This is a genomic window from Parabacteroides sp. PH5-46 (genome assembly GCF_029892785.1).
Lineage (GTDB): Bacteria > Bacteroidota > Bacteroidia > Bacteroidales > Tannerellaceae > DFXE01.
On sequence record NZ_JARXXA010000004.1, the window covers coordinates 89708 to 106448 of the forward strand.

Sequence of the window (16741 nt, forward strand, 5' to 3'; positions counted from 1 at the left end):
AGTCTATGAATGATTTTCCTGATAATTCCTAACTTTTTGTGAGGCTGTCATTTCTTCTTCTGCAATGACGACTTTTATTTTGTATCCGTTTTCCAGCCAACGAAGTTGCTCCAGGCTTTCTGCTTTTTCCAAAGGAGACGGAGGAAGATGGGTGATTTCCTGTAATACCTCTGCCCGGTAAGCGTATTGTTCGATATGTTTATAATACGTATGGCTTGCCAACCATTCAGTATGGCTCTTACTTCTGTAAAAAGGAATCACAGCCCGGCTGAAGAACATCGCTTCGTTATTTTTATTGATGACAACCTTGGGAGCATTTTTATTGTATAAATCCATGGCAAAGTTCTCATTCGAGTTGAAAGGCTTTACTAATGTGGCAATATGCACTCCATAATCTATAAAGCAAGTTTTCATTTTCTCGATCTGTGAAGGCAGGATAAAGGGTTCGTCGTCCTGAAGGTTGATCACTACATTATAGCCTTTTCCTACTTTAGTGTATGCTTCGTAGCAACGTTCGGTTCGGCTTCTGTTTTTTTTAGATGTTAATACAACATTTCCTCCAAAGTCTTTTACAACCTTTTCAATGCGAGTATCGTCTGTAGCTACCCAAACCATACCCAAACATTTCTTAGCTTGTTCATATACATGCTGTATCACCGGTTTGCCATCTAAATCTGCTAAAGGTTTTCCAGAGGAACGCGTAGAGGCATAGCGTGTCGGAATAATCCCTATAAATTTTAATAACATACATTCCTAGATTTATACACATCAAATTGATAACAGACTGCTAAGCTACACATTTCTTGCCAAAGTTCATTAATTATTTTAATTTTGTCCATCAAATCTTTGACAGCGTGAAAAAGAGACATCCCATAGAAGAGTTGATAGAGCAAGGAGAACATCAGCAACTGGATTTTAAGTTCGAAGTGAGTGACAGTAAGAAGATTGCGCGTACCCTGAGTGCTTTTGCCAATACCGATGGCGGGCGTTTGCTGATAGGAGTGAAGGATAACGGGAATATTGCCGGTGTTCGTAGCGAAGAAGAATACTATATGATTGAGGCAGCATCTAAAATGTATACACGCCCGGAAGTTCCTTTTACGGCTACCCGTTGGGAAGTCCAGGGAAAATCAGTTTTGGAAATATACGTAGCTCCCAGTCCGGATAAACCATACACCGCACCTGATAAAGATGATAAATACAAGGCTTATATCCGTGTGTTAGACGAAAACATTCTGGCGAATGAAATCTTGTTGCTTTATTGGAAAAAGAAGCATAAACAAGAAGGTATCTTGCTAAAAATAAGCAAACCTGTAGAGAAACTTTTAAACTATCTGGATACGCATACTTATATCAATATACATCAATTTTGTCGTATAGCCCATATAAACTATTACATAGCAAGAAATATTATCAGTGACCTGATGGCGATGGGTACATTACGTTATAGTGTTGTGGACAAACGAATTGTTTATTGCCGTATAGCCTGAACATACACCTGGGCATTCTCAAAACGAATTACCTTTACCGGACTTCCCTTTTCAATAAAGCCGGAATCGGATACCCCGTCATACAACTCTCCCTCTATCCATACCTTGCCGGAAGGCCTTAGTACAGTAGCAGCAGTGCCTTCTTTTCCTATCAGGTTGGTGAGTACCGGTGAGGATGTCGATTCGTCAAGAACTGTAGTGAGAGCTACTTTCCTAAATATACCCTGGCTTCCTATCTTGTTTGACAACCAAATCATCAATGCAAAGCTAAGACCCAGGCCCATTAAAACAGTAAGGGTAGCCTGTCCGAATTCAGGGATAGTAACATCCTTAAAATCGAATCCAGTATTGTTCAACAGGCTTATAACAAGGCCACAAATGGCAAGAATAATCCCTCCAATACCTGCTATTCCAAAGCCGGGAATAACGAATATTTCAGCTGCAATTAATAAAATACCAACGATAAAGATTAATATTTCCCAGTTTTCGGCTAATCCGTCAATATAAAGAGGAGCAAAATAAAGGATAGCAGCAACAATGGCAGCAGCAGAAGGAAAACCAATCCCCGGCGTTTGTAATTCAAAATAGATTCCACCTATGATAATCAGGATTAGCAATGATTGCAGGATAGGGCTCATCAGGAAACCCTTTGTATCATCAAGCCAGGAAGGGGTGTAGGTTATCACCTGATAGTCTGTATAACCCAGATACTGTGTAATAATTTCATCTGTTGATTCTACAATCCCATCGCAATAGCCCCATTTGACGGCTTCTTCGGCTGTAAATGTCAATACTTTCCCAGAATCAATAAGGTTGGGGATTACTACGCGATCGTCTACCATGGCCTCGGCTATAGCAGGGTCGCGCAGCCATTTGATTGTGGTATCTCTTCCTTGTATGATTGTATCTTTTCCATGCGCCTCAGCTGTAGAACGAATCATGGAACGCATATATGACTGATACTTGTCGGGCATAGCTTCTCCGGTCTGATTGACAACTGTTGCTGCTCCTATATTCGCTCCTTTTCGCATGTATATTTTTTTTGCCGCGATAGATATCAATGCTCCGGCTGAAGCAGCGTTATTGTCGATAAAAACAAAAACCGGAATCGGACTGTATAAAATAGCAGTACGCATAGAATCAGCTACATCTACCAACCCTCCATAGGTGTTCAGGTGGATGATTATAGCATCGGCATCTAACTCTTTAGCCTTGTTCAAGCCATTACTTAAATACAGGCGAGATGTATTATCTATTTCTTTTTTTATGTCGATTTTATATACAACAACTTGTTTTTCGGCTTTCAGATAAGCTGAAAACAAGATGAGTAACATTCCGAGGATACCGTATTTTGTATATCTGTTCATAATCTTTATTTGTTAAGATAATATATCTAATGGCTTATGTTTTGTTGTAAATACTGTACAAAATGTTGTGAATTTTGATAATCAGTATGTATTTAACTTGTAAAATGTGATCAAACTCGATAAAAGTTATTGTGAAAAACTAAAAGTAGGATTTTTTTATATTAATATTATTCAAAGGGAAGTTCTATATAAATCCTAATTCTTATCTTTGACAAGACCTTAGAGAGAACTGTTTTCAAATTAAGTATTGTAACCCGATAAATAAAATTTATATGAAAAATTCGCTGCAATTTCAGCAAAAATTATTGAGTATGCAAGATAATATGATGAATTTTGCCTTGCTGCTTACCGCAAATAAAGATGATGCTCAGGATTTACTACAAGAAACTACTTTGAAAGTTCTGGATAACCAAGACAAATTTGTAGACAATGTTAATTTCAAGGGATGGGTATTGACTGTTATGCGAAATATTTTTGTAAACAACTACTATAAAGTTCTTCGTGCACAGACTGTAATCGACTATACAGTAGATTTATACAACTTGGATATGGAACATGATTCCGGTATCTCCTCTCCTGATATTTTTAATCAAATACAAGAAATAACAAATGCTATAAACAATCTGGATGAAGAACTCAAAATTCCCTTTTCTATGTATTTATCCGGATATAAATACAACGAAATAGCTGAAAAACTGGATGTCCCGATGGGAACGATTAAAAGTCGTATATTCTTTGCCCGTCAGGGACTTCGGAAAGAACTGGAGGATTTTTTGTATCATTAAATCTTTCTTTTTCTTAACTTTGACCCCAAAAACAAAGAATGGCAAAAGATAAACTTACTTTAATTAAGGTAGGAGGGCAGATTGTAGAGGAAAAAGATTCGTTGGCCCGTTTACTGCAAGACTTTAGTAATATAGAAGGATATAAATTATTAGTTCATGGGGGCGGACGGTCTGCTACCAGTTTGGCTTCTCGTCTGGGCATTGAAAGTAAGATGGTTAATGGTCGCAGGATTACAGACGAAGATATGCTGGATGTTGTTACCATGGTTTATGGAGGCCTCGTTAATAAAAAAATAGTTGCCGGTTTACAAGCTTTGGGCGTAAACGCCCTGGGTTTAACAGGGGCTGATATGAACCTGATTCGTTCGGATAAGCGGCCTGTGAAAGATGTAGATTATGGATATGTTGGTGATGTAAAAGAAGTTAATGCTATTTTCTTAGAATCGTTGATCCGGCAAGGCATCGTTCCTGTTCTAGCCCCCTTGACACATGATAAACAAGGGCTTATCCTGAATACAAATGCCGATACAATTGCCGGAGAAACAGCAAAAGCCTTAGCTGCACACTTTGATGTTACGCTTATTTTTTGTTTTGAAAAGAAAGGCGTATTGAGAGACGCGAATGATGATGAAAGCGTTATCCCTAAATTAGATCGCTTTATATTCAAGGATTACGTTGATAAAAATATTATTCAAGGGGGGATGATCCCTAAACTGGAAAATGCTTTTGAAGCTCTTGACGCAGGAGTTGCACGAGTAATTATAACCCAGGCCTCCGAAATAAATAAAGGGAAAGGAACGTTAGTCGAGCGTTGATTTTACTTTTATATTCCGGATTTTGATGTTTCTGAACCAAATTCCAGCATCTCCATGTTTACCTTGAAGTCCGATATACCCTTTTGTTGGTAATTCAGCATAAGGCTTAGGTAGCCAGTTTGGAATCTCCGACCCATCAGGATTAACTGTGCCGGAGGTCCATTCACTCATATTCATTTCCGTAACTTTTCTACCGTTCAGAATGACACTTATACGTTGCTCGACACACCTTATGCGTATATGATTCCACTCCCCCGGTTTCTTTACTACTTTCTCCTGACGAGGCCCTAAATGTCCATAAATAGCTCCACATTTTTCATATGGCTTAGCGTCGGCCCACTTTTCGTAATAGTCATCGGCAATTTGTATTTCTACTGAGTTAGGGATCCAATCCTTTATGTCTGTGCAGTATATCACAATCCCACTGTTAGTACCTTCATCTGTTTTAAAGTCAATATCCAGCTCGAAGTTTTCAAACTCGGCATTTGTCCAGATTGCTTCATCCTTGGTAGCTGTCAAAACACCATTTGTTTCACTCCATACTTCAGGATCATAATTTGCTTCCGAGAGGCTATTGCCAAAAAGAGATTTCCAGGTATACTCATCAGCCTGAATCGGTAAACAGTTCAACAGGAGGAGTGTTATCGATAGATATATAGAAAGTTGCTTCATATCTTGAGTTTTTAGATGCAGAATAATCACAAATATAGTAACTTTTTCAACTTAGCTGGAGTGAAGCTATAGAAGTTTGTACGTCTAATTCGTATGGATTAAAATTATTTAGTTAATTTTTGGTCTAAAATTTAACTAATATTATTCAGTGGTTCAGATTTCTTTGAGTGTTTGAAAAATGACGATTTTAATTAATATATCGAAAAAAAGTGACGAATTTGTTTTTTAATATGGAAAAAATATTTAATATTGCAAATATATTTACTTTAAATCTTTAAATGAGGTATGCCTGTGTTTGCGATTGAATGAAAAAAATAACTAAATTATAATTGCTTTTTTTTGTTTGTTAGTAAATGCTAACTTTTTCTGTGATATTTTTTGTTTTGCTTAGATTTAGTGTATATACAAGTGTGTGGTTTAAATTTAATTTAAAAGTGTGTTTATGAAAAAAAGGTTGACTTATCTTTTATTATGCTTAATTGCAAGCATAGGAATGATAACGGCTCAAACTACAAGAATAACCGGTAAGGTTATTTCCTCAGAAGATAATGAGCCCGTTATCGGAGCATCCATAGTTGTTAAAGGTACAACTATAGGAACAGTAACAGATTATGATGGTGCATTTACACTAGACGTACCTTCAAACGCCAAGACATTAGTTGCCTCATATGTGGGGATGGAGCCATCAGAATTAGCTATCAGACCCAATATGAATATCATTTTGAAAACAAGCTCTCTGGCGCTTGATGAGGTTGTGGTAACTGCATTAGGTATTAAAAAGAGCGAAAAAGCTTTAGGCTATGCTGCATCTACAGTGAAGGCTGATGATATTACGGCTGCCCAATCCGGTTCCGTAATGGGTAGTTTGGCAGGTAAGGTCGCAGGGGTTAACATTTCTGGTGCCGGGTCTACCGGGGTTTCCCAGAATGTACTTATACGTGGTCTCTCTTCTTTAACAGGAAGTAACCAGCCTCTTTATATTATAGATGGTGTTCCAATTACCAACGAGCGAAGTGGCGGTAGTACAGCTACAACAAATACTTCTGCAGACTTTGGAAACTCTGCCAATGATATTAATCCGGAAAATGTAGAATCGGTTACTATCTTGAAAGGGGCTTCAGCAACTGCATTATACGGTTCACGTGCAGCAAATGGTGTAATCATGATCACCACCAAGAAGGCAGACAAAGAAAAATTAACCGTTTCATATAATGGTTCTTTTACTGCTTCAAATGTATTACGCGTCATGCAAACACAAGATATTTTCGGACAAGGATGGGGTGCATGGTCGCGTGATGAAAATGGTTCATGGGGACCGCGTCTGGATGGTTCTATGAGAGAATGGGGCTCCGATAAATTGGAAACGCCTATGACAAAGCCATTCTCTTATGTAAAAGATAATATGAGAAACTTTTATCAAACAGGCCTTGAAATGAACAATGGCATAACAGTCCGTTATGGTACAGCTAAAGTGGGTGTTGTTGCCTCATTTAATAATCTTTCATCTGATGGTATTTTACCTAATGATGGCGACAAATATTCAAGAAATAACTTCTTCCTCCGTGGATATGCTAATGTTGATAAGTTTACTTTGGATGCATCTATGGAATACAACAGGAAGGATATTAATCGTGCACAAGCCATGGATATGGAGTTATTACAACATGCTGTGGATGTGGATTTCTCGGAGATGAAAGATTATAATGATGTACGATACGATACTGATAACTATTATACCTTCTATGCTAATAACCCCTATTGGATGATTGATAATTTCAGATATTTATATCAGGATGATAATATAAGAGGTAGGGTTGAATTAGGGTATGAAATCATACCTGGATTAAAGGCTACAGGACGTTTAGGTGGTGATTTTGTGACTGAAAGAACGGAAGACAGACAAGCAAAAATTAGCTATGCAGAAGGATCCTATAGTGACCTGGGAGGAAAAAACCCGGAAAAAGGATATTATGCGGAATACAGCCAAAGTCGCTCTCAGATTGACGCTCTTGCCTTTTTAAGCGCAGACTACAAGGTTGGAGATTTCTCTCTTGGTGGTACTTTGGGCTGGAACCTGAATGTAAGAAGCAGAAGCTATACCGGAGGAGTAGTGGATGGACTGGATATACCCGGATGGTATAATCTCCAAAATACAACTTCTGCGGCCGTTTCTAATACATATAAGAGTAACAGAAGATTAGTTGGTGTTCTGGGAACAGCGGAAGTAGGATTCAGAGATTATCTTTTCTTAAACTTTTCAGCCAGAAATGACTGGTCGTCTACATTGCCGAAAGGTAAGAACAGTTTCTTTTATGGAGGTGCCAATATATCGTTCCTGCTGACTGAATTAATGCCGGAACTGAAAGCATCGCAAATCGATTTTCTGAAAATTCGTGCAGCTGTAGGGCAAACAGGTAATGACGCTGGCGTTTATCTTACAAGCGGTTATTTTACTCCAGTATACGCACATTACACCCGCCTACCTATTGGCGGAGTGTCCGGATTAACAGAATATAATCGTTTGCCCAGCTTGGATCTGAAGCCGGAAATATCTACAGAGTACGAACTGGGATTGACGGGTAATTTCTTTAAAAACCGGATAGCCATTGATGTGGCGTATTACAATAAACAAACAAAGAATCAGATTATTAGTGCTAATCTACCTCCAGAAACAGGCTATACGACAGAAACCAAGAATATTGGTAAAATTGAAAATAAAGGAGTGGAAATGTTGATAGATGTAACTCCTGTCCGTACGAAAGACTGGGAATGGACCGTAGGATGGACATTTGCCAAGAACTGGAGTAAAGTAAAGGAATTATGGGAAGGAACAGAAGAATACCCATTAGGATACTGGACAAACTATCGCGGAGTAGAATTTATGGCTATAGTAGGAGAACCTGTAGGTGTTTACAGAGTACCGGCTGCCGCCACAGTAGAAGATAAGAGCAGTCCTTATTATGGATATACAATCGTAAATAATAATGGTTTTATTACTACTAGTAATACGGAAAAAAAGATTTTAGGGAATGCAAATCCTGACTTTACAATGGGATTTAATACAACTCTAAAATATAAAGATTTCTCATTACGGATTGTGGGTGATTGGCGCAAAGGCGGCTATATGTATTCTTCAACGGCTTATATTTCTCACTTTAACGGTAATTCAACTCAGACAGTATTTAACGAACGTAATTCATATATTATTCCTAATTCCGTAAAAATGGTAAATGGCGAATACGTTGAGAATAATATACCGGTACTTGTACAGAATATGCCTTATGCGCAGGGGAACTATTCCTATAACCCGGAAGTGCGTGAACATATGGTAATCCCTAAAGATTATTTTAAAATAAGGGAGCTTGTATTATCATATAGAGTACCAACCTCTTTTTTGAGCAAGACACCGATAGCAGCAGCTTCTTTAAGCTTGATAGGTCGTAACCTCTTTTTATTTACTCCAAAATTGAATAATTATATCGACCCTGAAGCTACGAATCTGGGAAATGAAATAGGTTCAATGCTTGGAGAAACTACAGGTACAAGTTCTACCCGTAATTTTGGTGTAGGTATAAATGTTACATTTTAATAATTTCAAAAGAGAAAGTTTATGAAACTGAAAAAGATAATAGCAACAACATTAATAATGGGTTTTATATCTGCATCTTTTATTTCTTGTGAAGATTATTTAGATGTAAATGAGAATCCCAATTATCCTACTGATGCAACATTGCAAACTTTGTTGCCTTCTGTAGGAGCAACAACTATAGCCCAAATAGGCCTGAATGGTGCATTGATTGGAACCTTGTGGATGCAACACGCTACACAGGGCAATAGTACCAACCAGTATAATTCGCTTGCAAACTATAATATAACAGTAAGCTCATATAATGCGTTCTGGTCAAATGCGTATGCCAATACTCTTCAGGATATCAAGATATTATTGACGATAGCGGAAGAAGAAAATGCCTGGAATTACTGGCTGATAGCTAAAGTGCTGGAAGCATACAATTATCACTTCCTGACAGATTTGTATGGCGATATTCCTTTTACGGAAGCACTGCAGGCATCAGAGTTTCCTTATCCTAAATATGATGATAGTAAGACGGTTGTATATCCGGGTATCATTGCTATGCTGGATGAAGCAATTGCAAAAGAATCTCAGGCCAAAGCAAATTCAAATCCACCTATGGGTAACGAAGACTACTATTTTCGTGGAGATATCAGTAAATGGGTTGCATTTGCAAAAAGTTTGAAATTAAAAGTTTTAATGCGTGATTTTGAAGCAAACAAAAGTCAGATATCGTCTATTGTTGAAGCTGGCGGTTTGTTGGAAGACGATTGCGCTATGACTGCTTTTGAAGATGCCACAAATAAAGGGAATCCGTTCTATGAGTACAATATACGACAGCTGAATACAGTAGAAAATGTACGTGCATGTCATACATTTACGGAATTCCTAATTGAGGCGAACGACCCTCGTATAGAGCAATATTATGAACTGACCAACTATGCCAAACAACAAATAGCTGCGGGAGAAGCAGTAACTCTCAGGGAGATGTATGGAGGTTTGCCATGCGGAACAAAACCGTCTACCACAGAGGGTGATGAAGATGCTGTTCCTCTGATCAAATCGTCTCGCTATTTGCAGGCATATGATGATCCGGCTTATTTGATGAATAATGCAGAAGTTGCATTTATGAAAGCTGAAGCTTATGCTCGTATGGGAGATAAAGCAAAAGCAAAAGCTGCATATGATAATGGAGTAACAAAAGCATTTGCTCGTTGGGGATATGATGCCTCTTCTTTTATTGCAAGTGGTGGTGTTTATGCCTTTAAAGACGCTTCAACAAACGAAATGGTGAAATGTATATTGACGCAAAAATGGGTAGCTTCGGCTAAGGCGAATTCCTGGGATGCATTCTTTGATCGTAACCGTACGGGATATCCGGAAATCAGTAAAGTTGAAAAGGTACGTGTTAGTAATATTACCGAGGGGCTAATGCCTGGTTATGAATTGGGTACATTGGTTGATCCGGGAAGTACAGAACTGCAACCGGGGGCATTCCCTCGTCGTATGCTGGTTCCTCAAGGCTCTTCTGCTTACAATCCGAATGCGCCTGAAACAAAGGGTCTTACAGAACCAATGTGGTGGCACAAACAATGAACAGTAAAAATATAAACAATTAATTATATAGACATTATGAAATATTTGAAATATATATTCCTGTTATTTATATCGTTGCTGACAGTCACGTCGTGTGAAACGTATGGGGATTATGATGTTGAATATACTCCGATACACCCTCTTGGCGGGCAATATAGAATTCATGTATATAATGCTGCAGGAGAGGAAGTATATACAAACTATTGCTATATAGGTAACACCTCCGACTATGCAACAGATAAGTGCTGGATCCGCATTGGAGCCTATAATTTGGCTTCTTCCAATGCATGGGCTATTAATGGAAAAATTAGCTGTAATGTTGATGCATTAACGTTTTCCGGAGCCGATATTATGAATCTGGCAGGCAATGTGGCTTCTTCTACAGAAACATTTACAGTAACGGACGGTAAGGTAGTGCTGAATGGCAAAACCACTCCTTCCGGAGCAAAGAGTGATGCTATATCTTTTACTTTTACCAACTCCCGCTTCCCGGGCCAAAGCTTTAAGGCTGAAGGCTACCGCTATACAGGGTGGAGCGGTGATTGATAGAGATAGATAGGTAGGATAAAACGTGCAGGAGTTTTTAAACTAATTTGTACAACTTATAGACATACCTAACCTGTACGAAAAGCGAAGGGACTGCCGGGATGGCAGTCCCTTTTTGTGAAAAAAGAATCGCGCCACATATGTGGCGTGATCGATTCACATTTGTGTTTCGATCGTTCTACATATGTGTTCTGATCGCGTGACATATGTGGCGCGATTCTTTGGTGATGATCGGTTGTTGTTTTGATTTAGATAGCGTTGGGAAAGAATTGCTTATTTTTTGTTAGAAATATTTGCTATTTGAATAATTATTGTAACTTTGTGTCGAAAATAAATGAACAAATGAAATCAAGTATGCTACATTATCATCATCATAACAGCGGACAATAGTTCGGTGGGCTGAAGATTGTGTAGAGAATACTCAGAATATAAAAATTGGAAGGCTTGCCGTTATACGGTGAGTCTTTTTTGTTTATTAATCGTTAAACGTTAATCGTTAGAATACATGTTACGAATTGCAGTACAATCAAAAGGTCGTTTATATGATGAAACGATGTTGTTGCTTGAAGAGGCCGGTATAAAACTGAACAGGGGGAAACGCATATTGCTTTTGTCGGCAAAGGGTTTCCCGGTAGAAGTACTTTTCCTACGGGATGATGATATTCCACAATCGGTAGCCAATGGGGTGGCAGATGTGGGAATCGTGGGTGAGAATGAGTATGTGGAGAAGGGTAGGGAGGCCAAGCTGGTGAAAAGGCTGGGTTTCAGCAAATGCCGTCTTTCGCTTGCCATTCCCAAGGATGAAGAGTACCCTGGTGTTGAATGGTTTGAAGGGAAAACAATCGCTACTTCGTATCCGGAAATATTGATCAACTACCTGGGGCAATACAAGGTGAAAGCAGACCTGCACGTGATTAGTGGCTCGGTAGAGATTGCCCCCGGAATAGGCTTGGCTGATGCGATTTGCGACTTGGTTAGCTCAGGCAGTACATTGGTGAGTAACCGCCTGAAAGAGGTAGAGGTTGTTATGCAAAGCGAGGCTTTGCTGATTGCTAATAATGAGCTGACGGAAGAAAAACAGGCCATATTGGATGAATTACTCTTTCGTTTTGAGGCTATACAGGCCGCCGAAGGTAAAAAATATGTACTTTTAAATGCTCCGAAAGAACGGTTGCAGGATATTGTAAAGATATTGCCGGGTGTGAAGAGTCCTACGGTTACTCCCTTGGCAGATGAGGGCTGGGTATCGGTACAGTCTGTCATTGCCGAAAAGCATTTTTGGGAAATTATCGGGAAACTGAAATCTTTGGGAGCACAGGGTATCTTGATTATTCCGATTGAAAAAATGATAGTTTAATGTTTTAGATATGATACAAGTAACGGATCAGATTGTGTTAAAGCGTGCTACATTGGAAGATGCAGCCGATATTTTCCACGCGATTGATGACAACAGGGATTCACTGCGTGTTTGGTTGCCTTTTGTAGATGCTACTCAAAGGCAGGAAGATACCCAAGCCTTTTTGGAGAGTACAAAGCAAACCGGTGAATTAACGTATGTTATTCATTATGAAGGTACTTTTGCCGGTTTGATTGGTTTGAAGACGATTGATGAGGCAAACCGGAAAACCGAAATTGGCTACTGGCTGGTTCCGGCTTTCGAAGGAAAAGGCCTGATTACGCGTAGCTGTACCAAACTGATTGGGTATGCATTTGAGGAGTTGAAACTGAACAGAATACTTATTCAGGTGGCTGTCGGTAACCTGAAGAGCCGCAGGATACCTGCTCGTTTGGGCTTTCTGGAAGAAGGAATTGAAAGGGATGGGGAATACCTGGTATCCGGTTACACAGATATCGTTAGATATAGTTTACTAAAACGGGAATACGATGAAAGTTATTAAGTATCCTGAGCGCTCGGAATGGGACGAATTGATGAAGCGCCCTTCGCTGGATGTGTCGGATTTGTTTGATACCGTACAAGCTGTATTGAACGATGTCCGGGCAGAAGGTGATGCGGCAGTGAAGCGGTATGGCGAAAAGTTTGACAAGGTAGCCCTTACATCCCTACAGGTATCTGATAAAGAAATAGAAGAGGCCGGTAGCCTGCTTTCGGAAGAGCTGAAACAAGCCATCCTGACGGCTAAAAATAATATCGAAAAGTTTCATGCCTCTCAGCGTTTTACAACTAAGAAAATAGAGACAACACCGGGGGTAACCTGCTGGCAGAAAGCAGTAGCCATCGAGAAGGTGGGCTTATATATCCCGGGTGGAACAGCTCCATTGTTCTCTACTGTGTTGATGCTGGCTGTTCCGGCACGTATAGCAGGGTGTAAGGAAATTGTATTGTGTACTCCGCCCGATAGCTCGGGGAAGGTGCATCCGGCTATCTTATTTGCTGCTCAAACAGCGGGAGTTAGCAAAATATTCAAAGCCGGAGGGATACAGGCGATTGCTGCTATGGCTTACGGAACGGAATCTGTCCCCAAGGTGTATAAGATTTTTGGTCCGGGCAACCAGTATGTAACGGCTGCGAAGCAATTGGTCAGCCTGAAGGATGTAGCAATTGATATGCCTGCCGGGCCTTCGGAAGTAGAGGTGATTGCCGATGAGGCGGCAAACCCTGTATTTATAGCTACCGACTTCCTTTCGCAGGCGGAACATGGGGTAGATAGCCAGGCAATATTGCTCACTACAGCCGAGTCTATCGTAATAGACGTTATGCAGGCGATAGACGAGCAATTAGCCCTGCTTCCAAGGATGGAAATAACCTCGAAAGCCCTTGATAACAGCCGGATTATCGTACTCAAGGATGAGCAGGAGGTAATTGACTTTACAAACCTGTATGCGCCTGAACATTTAATTATACAAACTGCAAACTATTATTCGTTGGCGGAAAAAATAGAGAATGCAGGCAGTGTGTTTTTAGGGGCTTACACCCCGGAAAGTGCCGGTGATTATGCTTCCGGAACCAACCATACTTTGCCTACCAACGGCTATGCCAAGGCCTATAGTGGGGTGAATCTGGATAGTTTTATAAAGAAAATAACCTTTCAGGAGATTACTCCCGAAGGAATCAGAGAGTTAGGAGAAGTAATCCGCATCATGGCAGCCAATGAGCAGCTGGATGCCCATCGTAATGCAGTAACAGTCAGATTAGAAACGATATGAAAAACCTGAAAGAACTGGTAAGACCGAATATCTGGAATTTAAAACCTTACTCGTCGGCAAGAGATGAGTTTCACGGGAATGCGTCTGTGTTTTTAGACGCAAACGAAAGTCCCTATAACGAGCCCTACAACAGGTATCCCGACCCGATGCAATGGCAGTTGAAGGAGAAGATCGCTTCCCTAAAAGGAGTAGACCGTACGTCTGTTTTCCTGGGTAATGGAAGCGATGAGCCGATTGACCTCCTGATCCGTACCTTTTGCGAACCGGGAGCCGACTCTATCTTAACAATAGAGCCCACTTACGGCATGTATCAGGTGGCAGCGGATATCAACAATGTAGCTTGCAGAAAGGTGAAACTGCAGGAGAATTTTAGGCTGGATGCTGCTTTGTTACTGGCATATATAGAGGCAGATGTGAAGATCGTTTTCCTTTGTTCGCCGAATAATCCTACGGGTAATGTGTTGAGCCGTGAAGAGTTATATAAGGTACTGCTTGGTTTTTCCGGGATTGTTGTGCTGGATGAGGCGTATATTGATTTTTCCTCTTCGCCCTCTTTCCTCCGGGAGCTGAAGGATTTCCCCAATTTGGTAGTCTTGCAGACGTTGTCAAAAGCCTGGGGAGCTGCCGGAATCCGCCTGGGAATGGCTTTTGCTTCTTCCGAGATTGTCTCTATTCTGAATAAGGTAAAGTATCCTTACAACATAAACCAACTGACTCAGGAGCGTGCCTTGCAGGTGTTGAACCGTGAAGAAGAGATGAAGGGCGAGTTACTGGAAATCCTGAACGAGCGAACCTTGCTGGAAACGGCTTTGCATGAGCTCTCTTTTGTGCAGAAAATCTATCCCTCGGATGCAAACTTTATTCTGGTAAAGGTAGACAATCCGAATGCGACTTATAACTACTTGGTGGAGAAAGGTATCATTGTACGAAATCGTCATTCGGTAGCTCTGTGCGAAGGCTGCTTACGAATAACGGTAGGTACTTCGGCTCAAAACAATGCCTTGTTGAATGCCCTTAATGAAATGAAGAAATGAAAAGAGCGCTTTTTATAGACCGGGATGGTACACTGGTGCTAGAGCCACCCGTTGACTATCAATTGGATAGTCTTGAGAAACTGGAATTCTACCCAAAGGTATTCCGCAGCTTATACTTTATCCGTAAGCAACTGGATTTTGAGTTTGTAATGGTTACGAACCAGGACGGATTAGGAACCACTTCTTTCCCGGAAGATACCTTTTGGCCGGCTCACAACAAAATGCTGAAAGCCTTTGAGGGAGAGGGTATCACCTTTGACGATATCTTGATAGACCGTTCCTTCCCGGAAGACAATTCCCCCAATCGCAAACCGCGTACCGGCATGCTTACTCAATATATGAGCGGAGACTATGATCTGTCTGCCAGCTATGTTATTGGCGACAGGCTTACAGATATAGAACTGGCTAAAAACCTGGGCTGCAAAAGTATCTGGCTACATAATCCGGCCAATACAGAAGAGCTGCCTACATACCCTGTAGAGCTGTCTCCTTCCTTTATATCAGGCGATTGGGACAAGATAACCGAATACCTCTTTGCCGGAGAGCGATCTGCCACTATCCAGCGAACCACCAAAGAGACAGATATATACGTAAACGTAAATTTGGATGGAAGCGGACAGACGGATATTTCCACAGGCCTGGGCTTTTTCGACCATATGCTCGACCAGATCGGAAAACACTCCGGAATAGACCTTATAATCCGTGTAAAAGGCGATCTGGAGGTGGATGAACACCATACCATAGAAGACACCGGAATAGCCTTAGGAGAGGCTCTATTGCAGTCGCTCGGTAACAAGCGGGGGATCGAACGTTATGGCTATACCCTGCCGATGGACGACTGCCTATGTAGCGTAGCCCTGGACTTCGGAGGCCGCTCCTGGTTAGTGTGGGATGCAGACTTCAAACGTGAGAAAGTAGGAGATATGCCTACCGAAATGTTCCTGCACTTCTTCAAAAGCCTGAGCGATGCCGCCAGAATGAATCTGAATATCAAAGCCGAAGGAGATAATGAACACCACAAAATAGAAGGCATCTTCAAAGCCTTCGCCCGCAGCCTCAAAATGGCTATAAAGAGGGATATCTACAAATATGAATTACCTTCTACTAAGGGGGTGATCTGATTTAAGGATCCATTTACCAACGCTTGGGGGCTGGTAGTTTCGCATTTGTTCGAGCATGTTCGGGATGGTGTCACCTACGATTAGTATGTCGCGATAGGCTTCTTGCAGGAAGCCTTCTGCTGTCATGATCTGGGTTTGTTGAATCACAGGGTCGTAGAATCCGTTGATATTGAACAGGACAATGGGTTTCTTGTGCAAGCCTAGTTGGCCCCAGGTGATCATTTCAAAAAACTCATCCATCGTGCCATAGCCTCCGGGGAGGACAATTACGCCGTCGCACCATTCGTTCATCCGGTATTTCCGTTCGTGCATGGTTTTAACGACTACCAGCTTTGTCAGGTTGGGGTGGGTATTTCTTTCTCTTTCAGAAAGTCCGGAATAATGCCGATTACTTCGCCACCCTGTTCGAGGGCGCCGTCGGCTACTGATTTCATTAAGCCTACCTTTGCTCCGCCATATACGAGACCGATTTCTAGCTGAGCCAATGTTTTACCCAGCAAATAGGCTTGTTCGGTATAGATTTCGCGATTGCCGGAACTTGATCCGCAGAAGACAGCTATCCTCTTTAGCTCCATTTAT

At 40.9% G+C, this 16741-nt stretch carries 16 protein-coding genes; 11 read left to right on the forward strand and 5 right to left on the reverse strand.

The features are described 5' to 3' along the window. Nucleotides 1–3: 3 nt before the first annotated feature. A complete protein-coding gene (gene kdsB, locus M2470_RS05360; RefSeq protein ID WP_280744012.1) occupies nt 4–747 on the reverse strand; it encodes a 3-deoxy-manno-octulosonate cytidylyltransferase in 744 nt (247 codons plus the stop codon). A 107-nt stretch (nt 748–854) separates the two neighbouring features. Between kdsB and M2470_RS05365 the strand changes: the two genes are divergently transcribed. Further along, nucleotides 855–1490 carry an ATP-binding protein gene (locus M2470_RS05365; RefSeq protein WP_280744013.1) on the forward strand — a complete coding sequence of 212 codons (636 nt, stop codon included), beginning with the start codon at nt 855–857 and terminating at the stop codon, nt 1488–1490. Here the strand turns inward: M2470_RS05365 and M2470_RS05370 are convergent. Further along, nucleotides 1472–2824 (reverse strand): NfeD family protein, encoded by a 1353-nt coding sequence (locus M2470_RS05370; protein WP_348524212.1) that lies wholly within the window; start codon nt 2822–2824, stop codon nt 1472–1474. The genes M2470_RS05365 and M2470_RS05370 overlap by 19 nt on opposite strands. A gap of 305 nt (nt 2825–3129) precedes the next feature. Here M2470_RS05370 and M2470_RS05375 point away from each other — a divergent pair, with 305 nt between their 5' ends. Further along, nucleotides 3130–3642 (forward strand): RNA polymerase sigma factor, encoded by a 513-nt coding sequence (locus M2470_RS05375; protein WP_280744015.1) that lies wholly within the window; start codon nt 3130–3132, stop codon nt 3640–3642. 38 nt (nt 3643–3680) lie between these two features. Continuing rightward, a complete protein-coding gene (argB, locus tag M2470_RS05380) occupies nt 3681–4457 on the forward strand; it encodes an acetylglutamate kinase (RefSeq protein WP_280744016.1) in 777 nt (258 codons plus the stop codon). Here the strand turns inward: argB and M2470_RS05385 are convergent. Then, nucleotides 4443–5129, reverse strand: a complete 687-nt coding sequence (locus M2470_RS05385; RefSeq protein ID WP_280744017.1) for a DUF1080 domain-containing protein — start codon at nt 5127–5129, stop codon at nt 4443–4445. The two genes, argB and M2470_RS05385, sit on opposite strands and share 15 nt — an antisense overlap. A 442-nt stretch (nt 5130–5571) precedes the next feature. Here M2470_RS05385 and M2470_RS05390 point away from each other — a divergent pair, with 442 nt between their 5' ends. The 8 genes from M2470_RS05390 to hisB all read left to right on the forward strand — a co-directional run bounded on the left by M2470_RS05390 (nt 5572) and on the right by hisB (nt 16162). Next, on the forward strand, nt 5572–8718 hold the full coding sequence (locus tag M2470_RS05390; protein WP_280744018.1) for a SusC/RagA family TonB-linked outer membrane protein: 3147 nt from the start codon (nt 5572–5574) through the stop codon (nt 8716–8718). 21 nt (nt 8719–8739) lie between these two features. Then, on the forward strand, nt 8740–10296 hold the full coding sequence (locus tag M2470_RS05395) for a SusD/RagB family nutrient-binding outer membrane lipoprotein (RefSeq protein ID WP_280744019.1): 1557 nt from the start codon (nt 8740–8742) through the stop codon (nt 10294–10296). 36 nt (nt 10297–10332) lie between these two features. Next, nucleotides 10333–10842 carry a lipid-binding protein gene (locus tag M2470_RS05400; RefSeq protein ID WP_280744020.1) on the forward strand — a complete coding sequence of 170 codons (510 nt, stop codon included), beginning with the start codon at nt 10333–10335 and terminating at the stop codon, nt 10840–10842. A gap of 505 nt (nt 10843–11347) precedes the next feature. Further along, on the forward strand, nt 11348–12199 hold the full coding sequence (gene hisG, locus M2470_RS05405) for an ATP phosphoribosyltransferase (protein ID WP_280744021.1): 852 nt from the start codon (nt 11348–11350) through the stop codon (nt 12197–12199). Between the two features lie 10 nt (nt 12200–12209). Then, nucleotides 12210–12740: a GNAT family protein gene (locus M2470_RS05410; protein ID WP_280744022.1), complete on the forward strand. Its 531-nt coding sequence runs from the start codon at nt 12210–12212 to the stop codon at nt 12738–12740. Continuing rightward, the gene (gene hisD, locus M2470_RS05415) at nt 12727–14007 is read left to right on the forward strand and encodes a histidinol dehydrogenase (protein WP_280744023.1); all 1281 of its coding nucleotides are present in this window, start codon (nt 12727–12729) and stop codon (nt 14005–14007) included. Before M2470_RS05410 ends, hisD begins: the two co-directional genes overlap by 14 nt. Next, a complete protein-coding gene (gene hisC, locus M2470_RS05420; RefSeq protein ID WP_280744024.1) occupies nt 14004–15041 on the forward strand; it encodes a histidinol-phosphate transaminase in 1038 nt (345 codons plus the stop codon). Before hisD ends, hisC begins: the two co-directional genes overlap by 4 nt. Continuing rightward, the gene (hisB, locus tag M2470_RS05425; protein WP_280744025.1) at nt 15038–16162 is read left to right on the forward strand and encodes a bifunctional histidinol-phosphatase/imidazoleglycerol-phosphate dehydratase HisB; all 1125 of its coding nucleotides are present in this window, start codon (nt 15038–15040) and stop codon (nt 16160–16162) included. The genes hisC and hisB overlap by 4 nt, the downstream gene beginning before the upstream one ends. Here the strand turns inward: hisB and M2470_RS05430 are convergent. Together M2470_RS05430 and M2470_RS05435 are read right to left on the reverse strand one after the other, a co-directional pair. Next, complete coding sequence (locus M2470_RS05430) at nt 16136–16474, reverse strand: TIGR00730 family Rossman fold protein (RefSeq protein ID WP_280744026.1); 339 nt, start codon at nt 16472–16474, stop codon at nt 16136–16138. The two genes, hisB and M2470_RS05430, sit on opposite strands and share 27 nt — an antisense overlap. Nucleotides 16475–16497: 23 nt before the next feature. Next, nucleotides 16498–16737: a hypothetical protein gene (locus tag M2470_RS05435; protein ID WP_280744027.1), complete on the reverse strand. Its 240-nt coding sequence runs from the start codon at nt 16735–16737 to the stop codon at nt 16498–16500. Nucleotides 16738–16741: the final 4 nt, after the last annotated feature.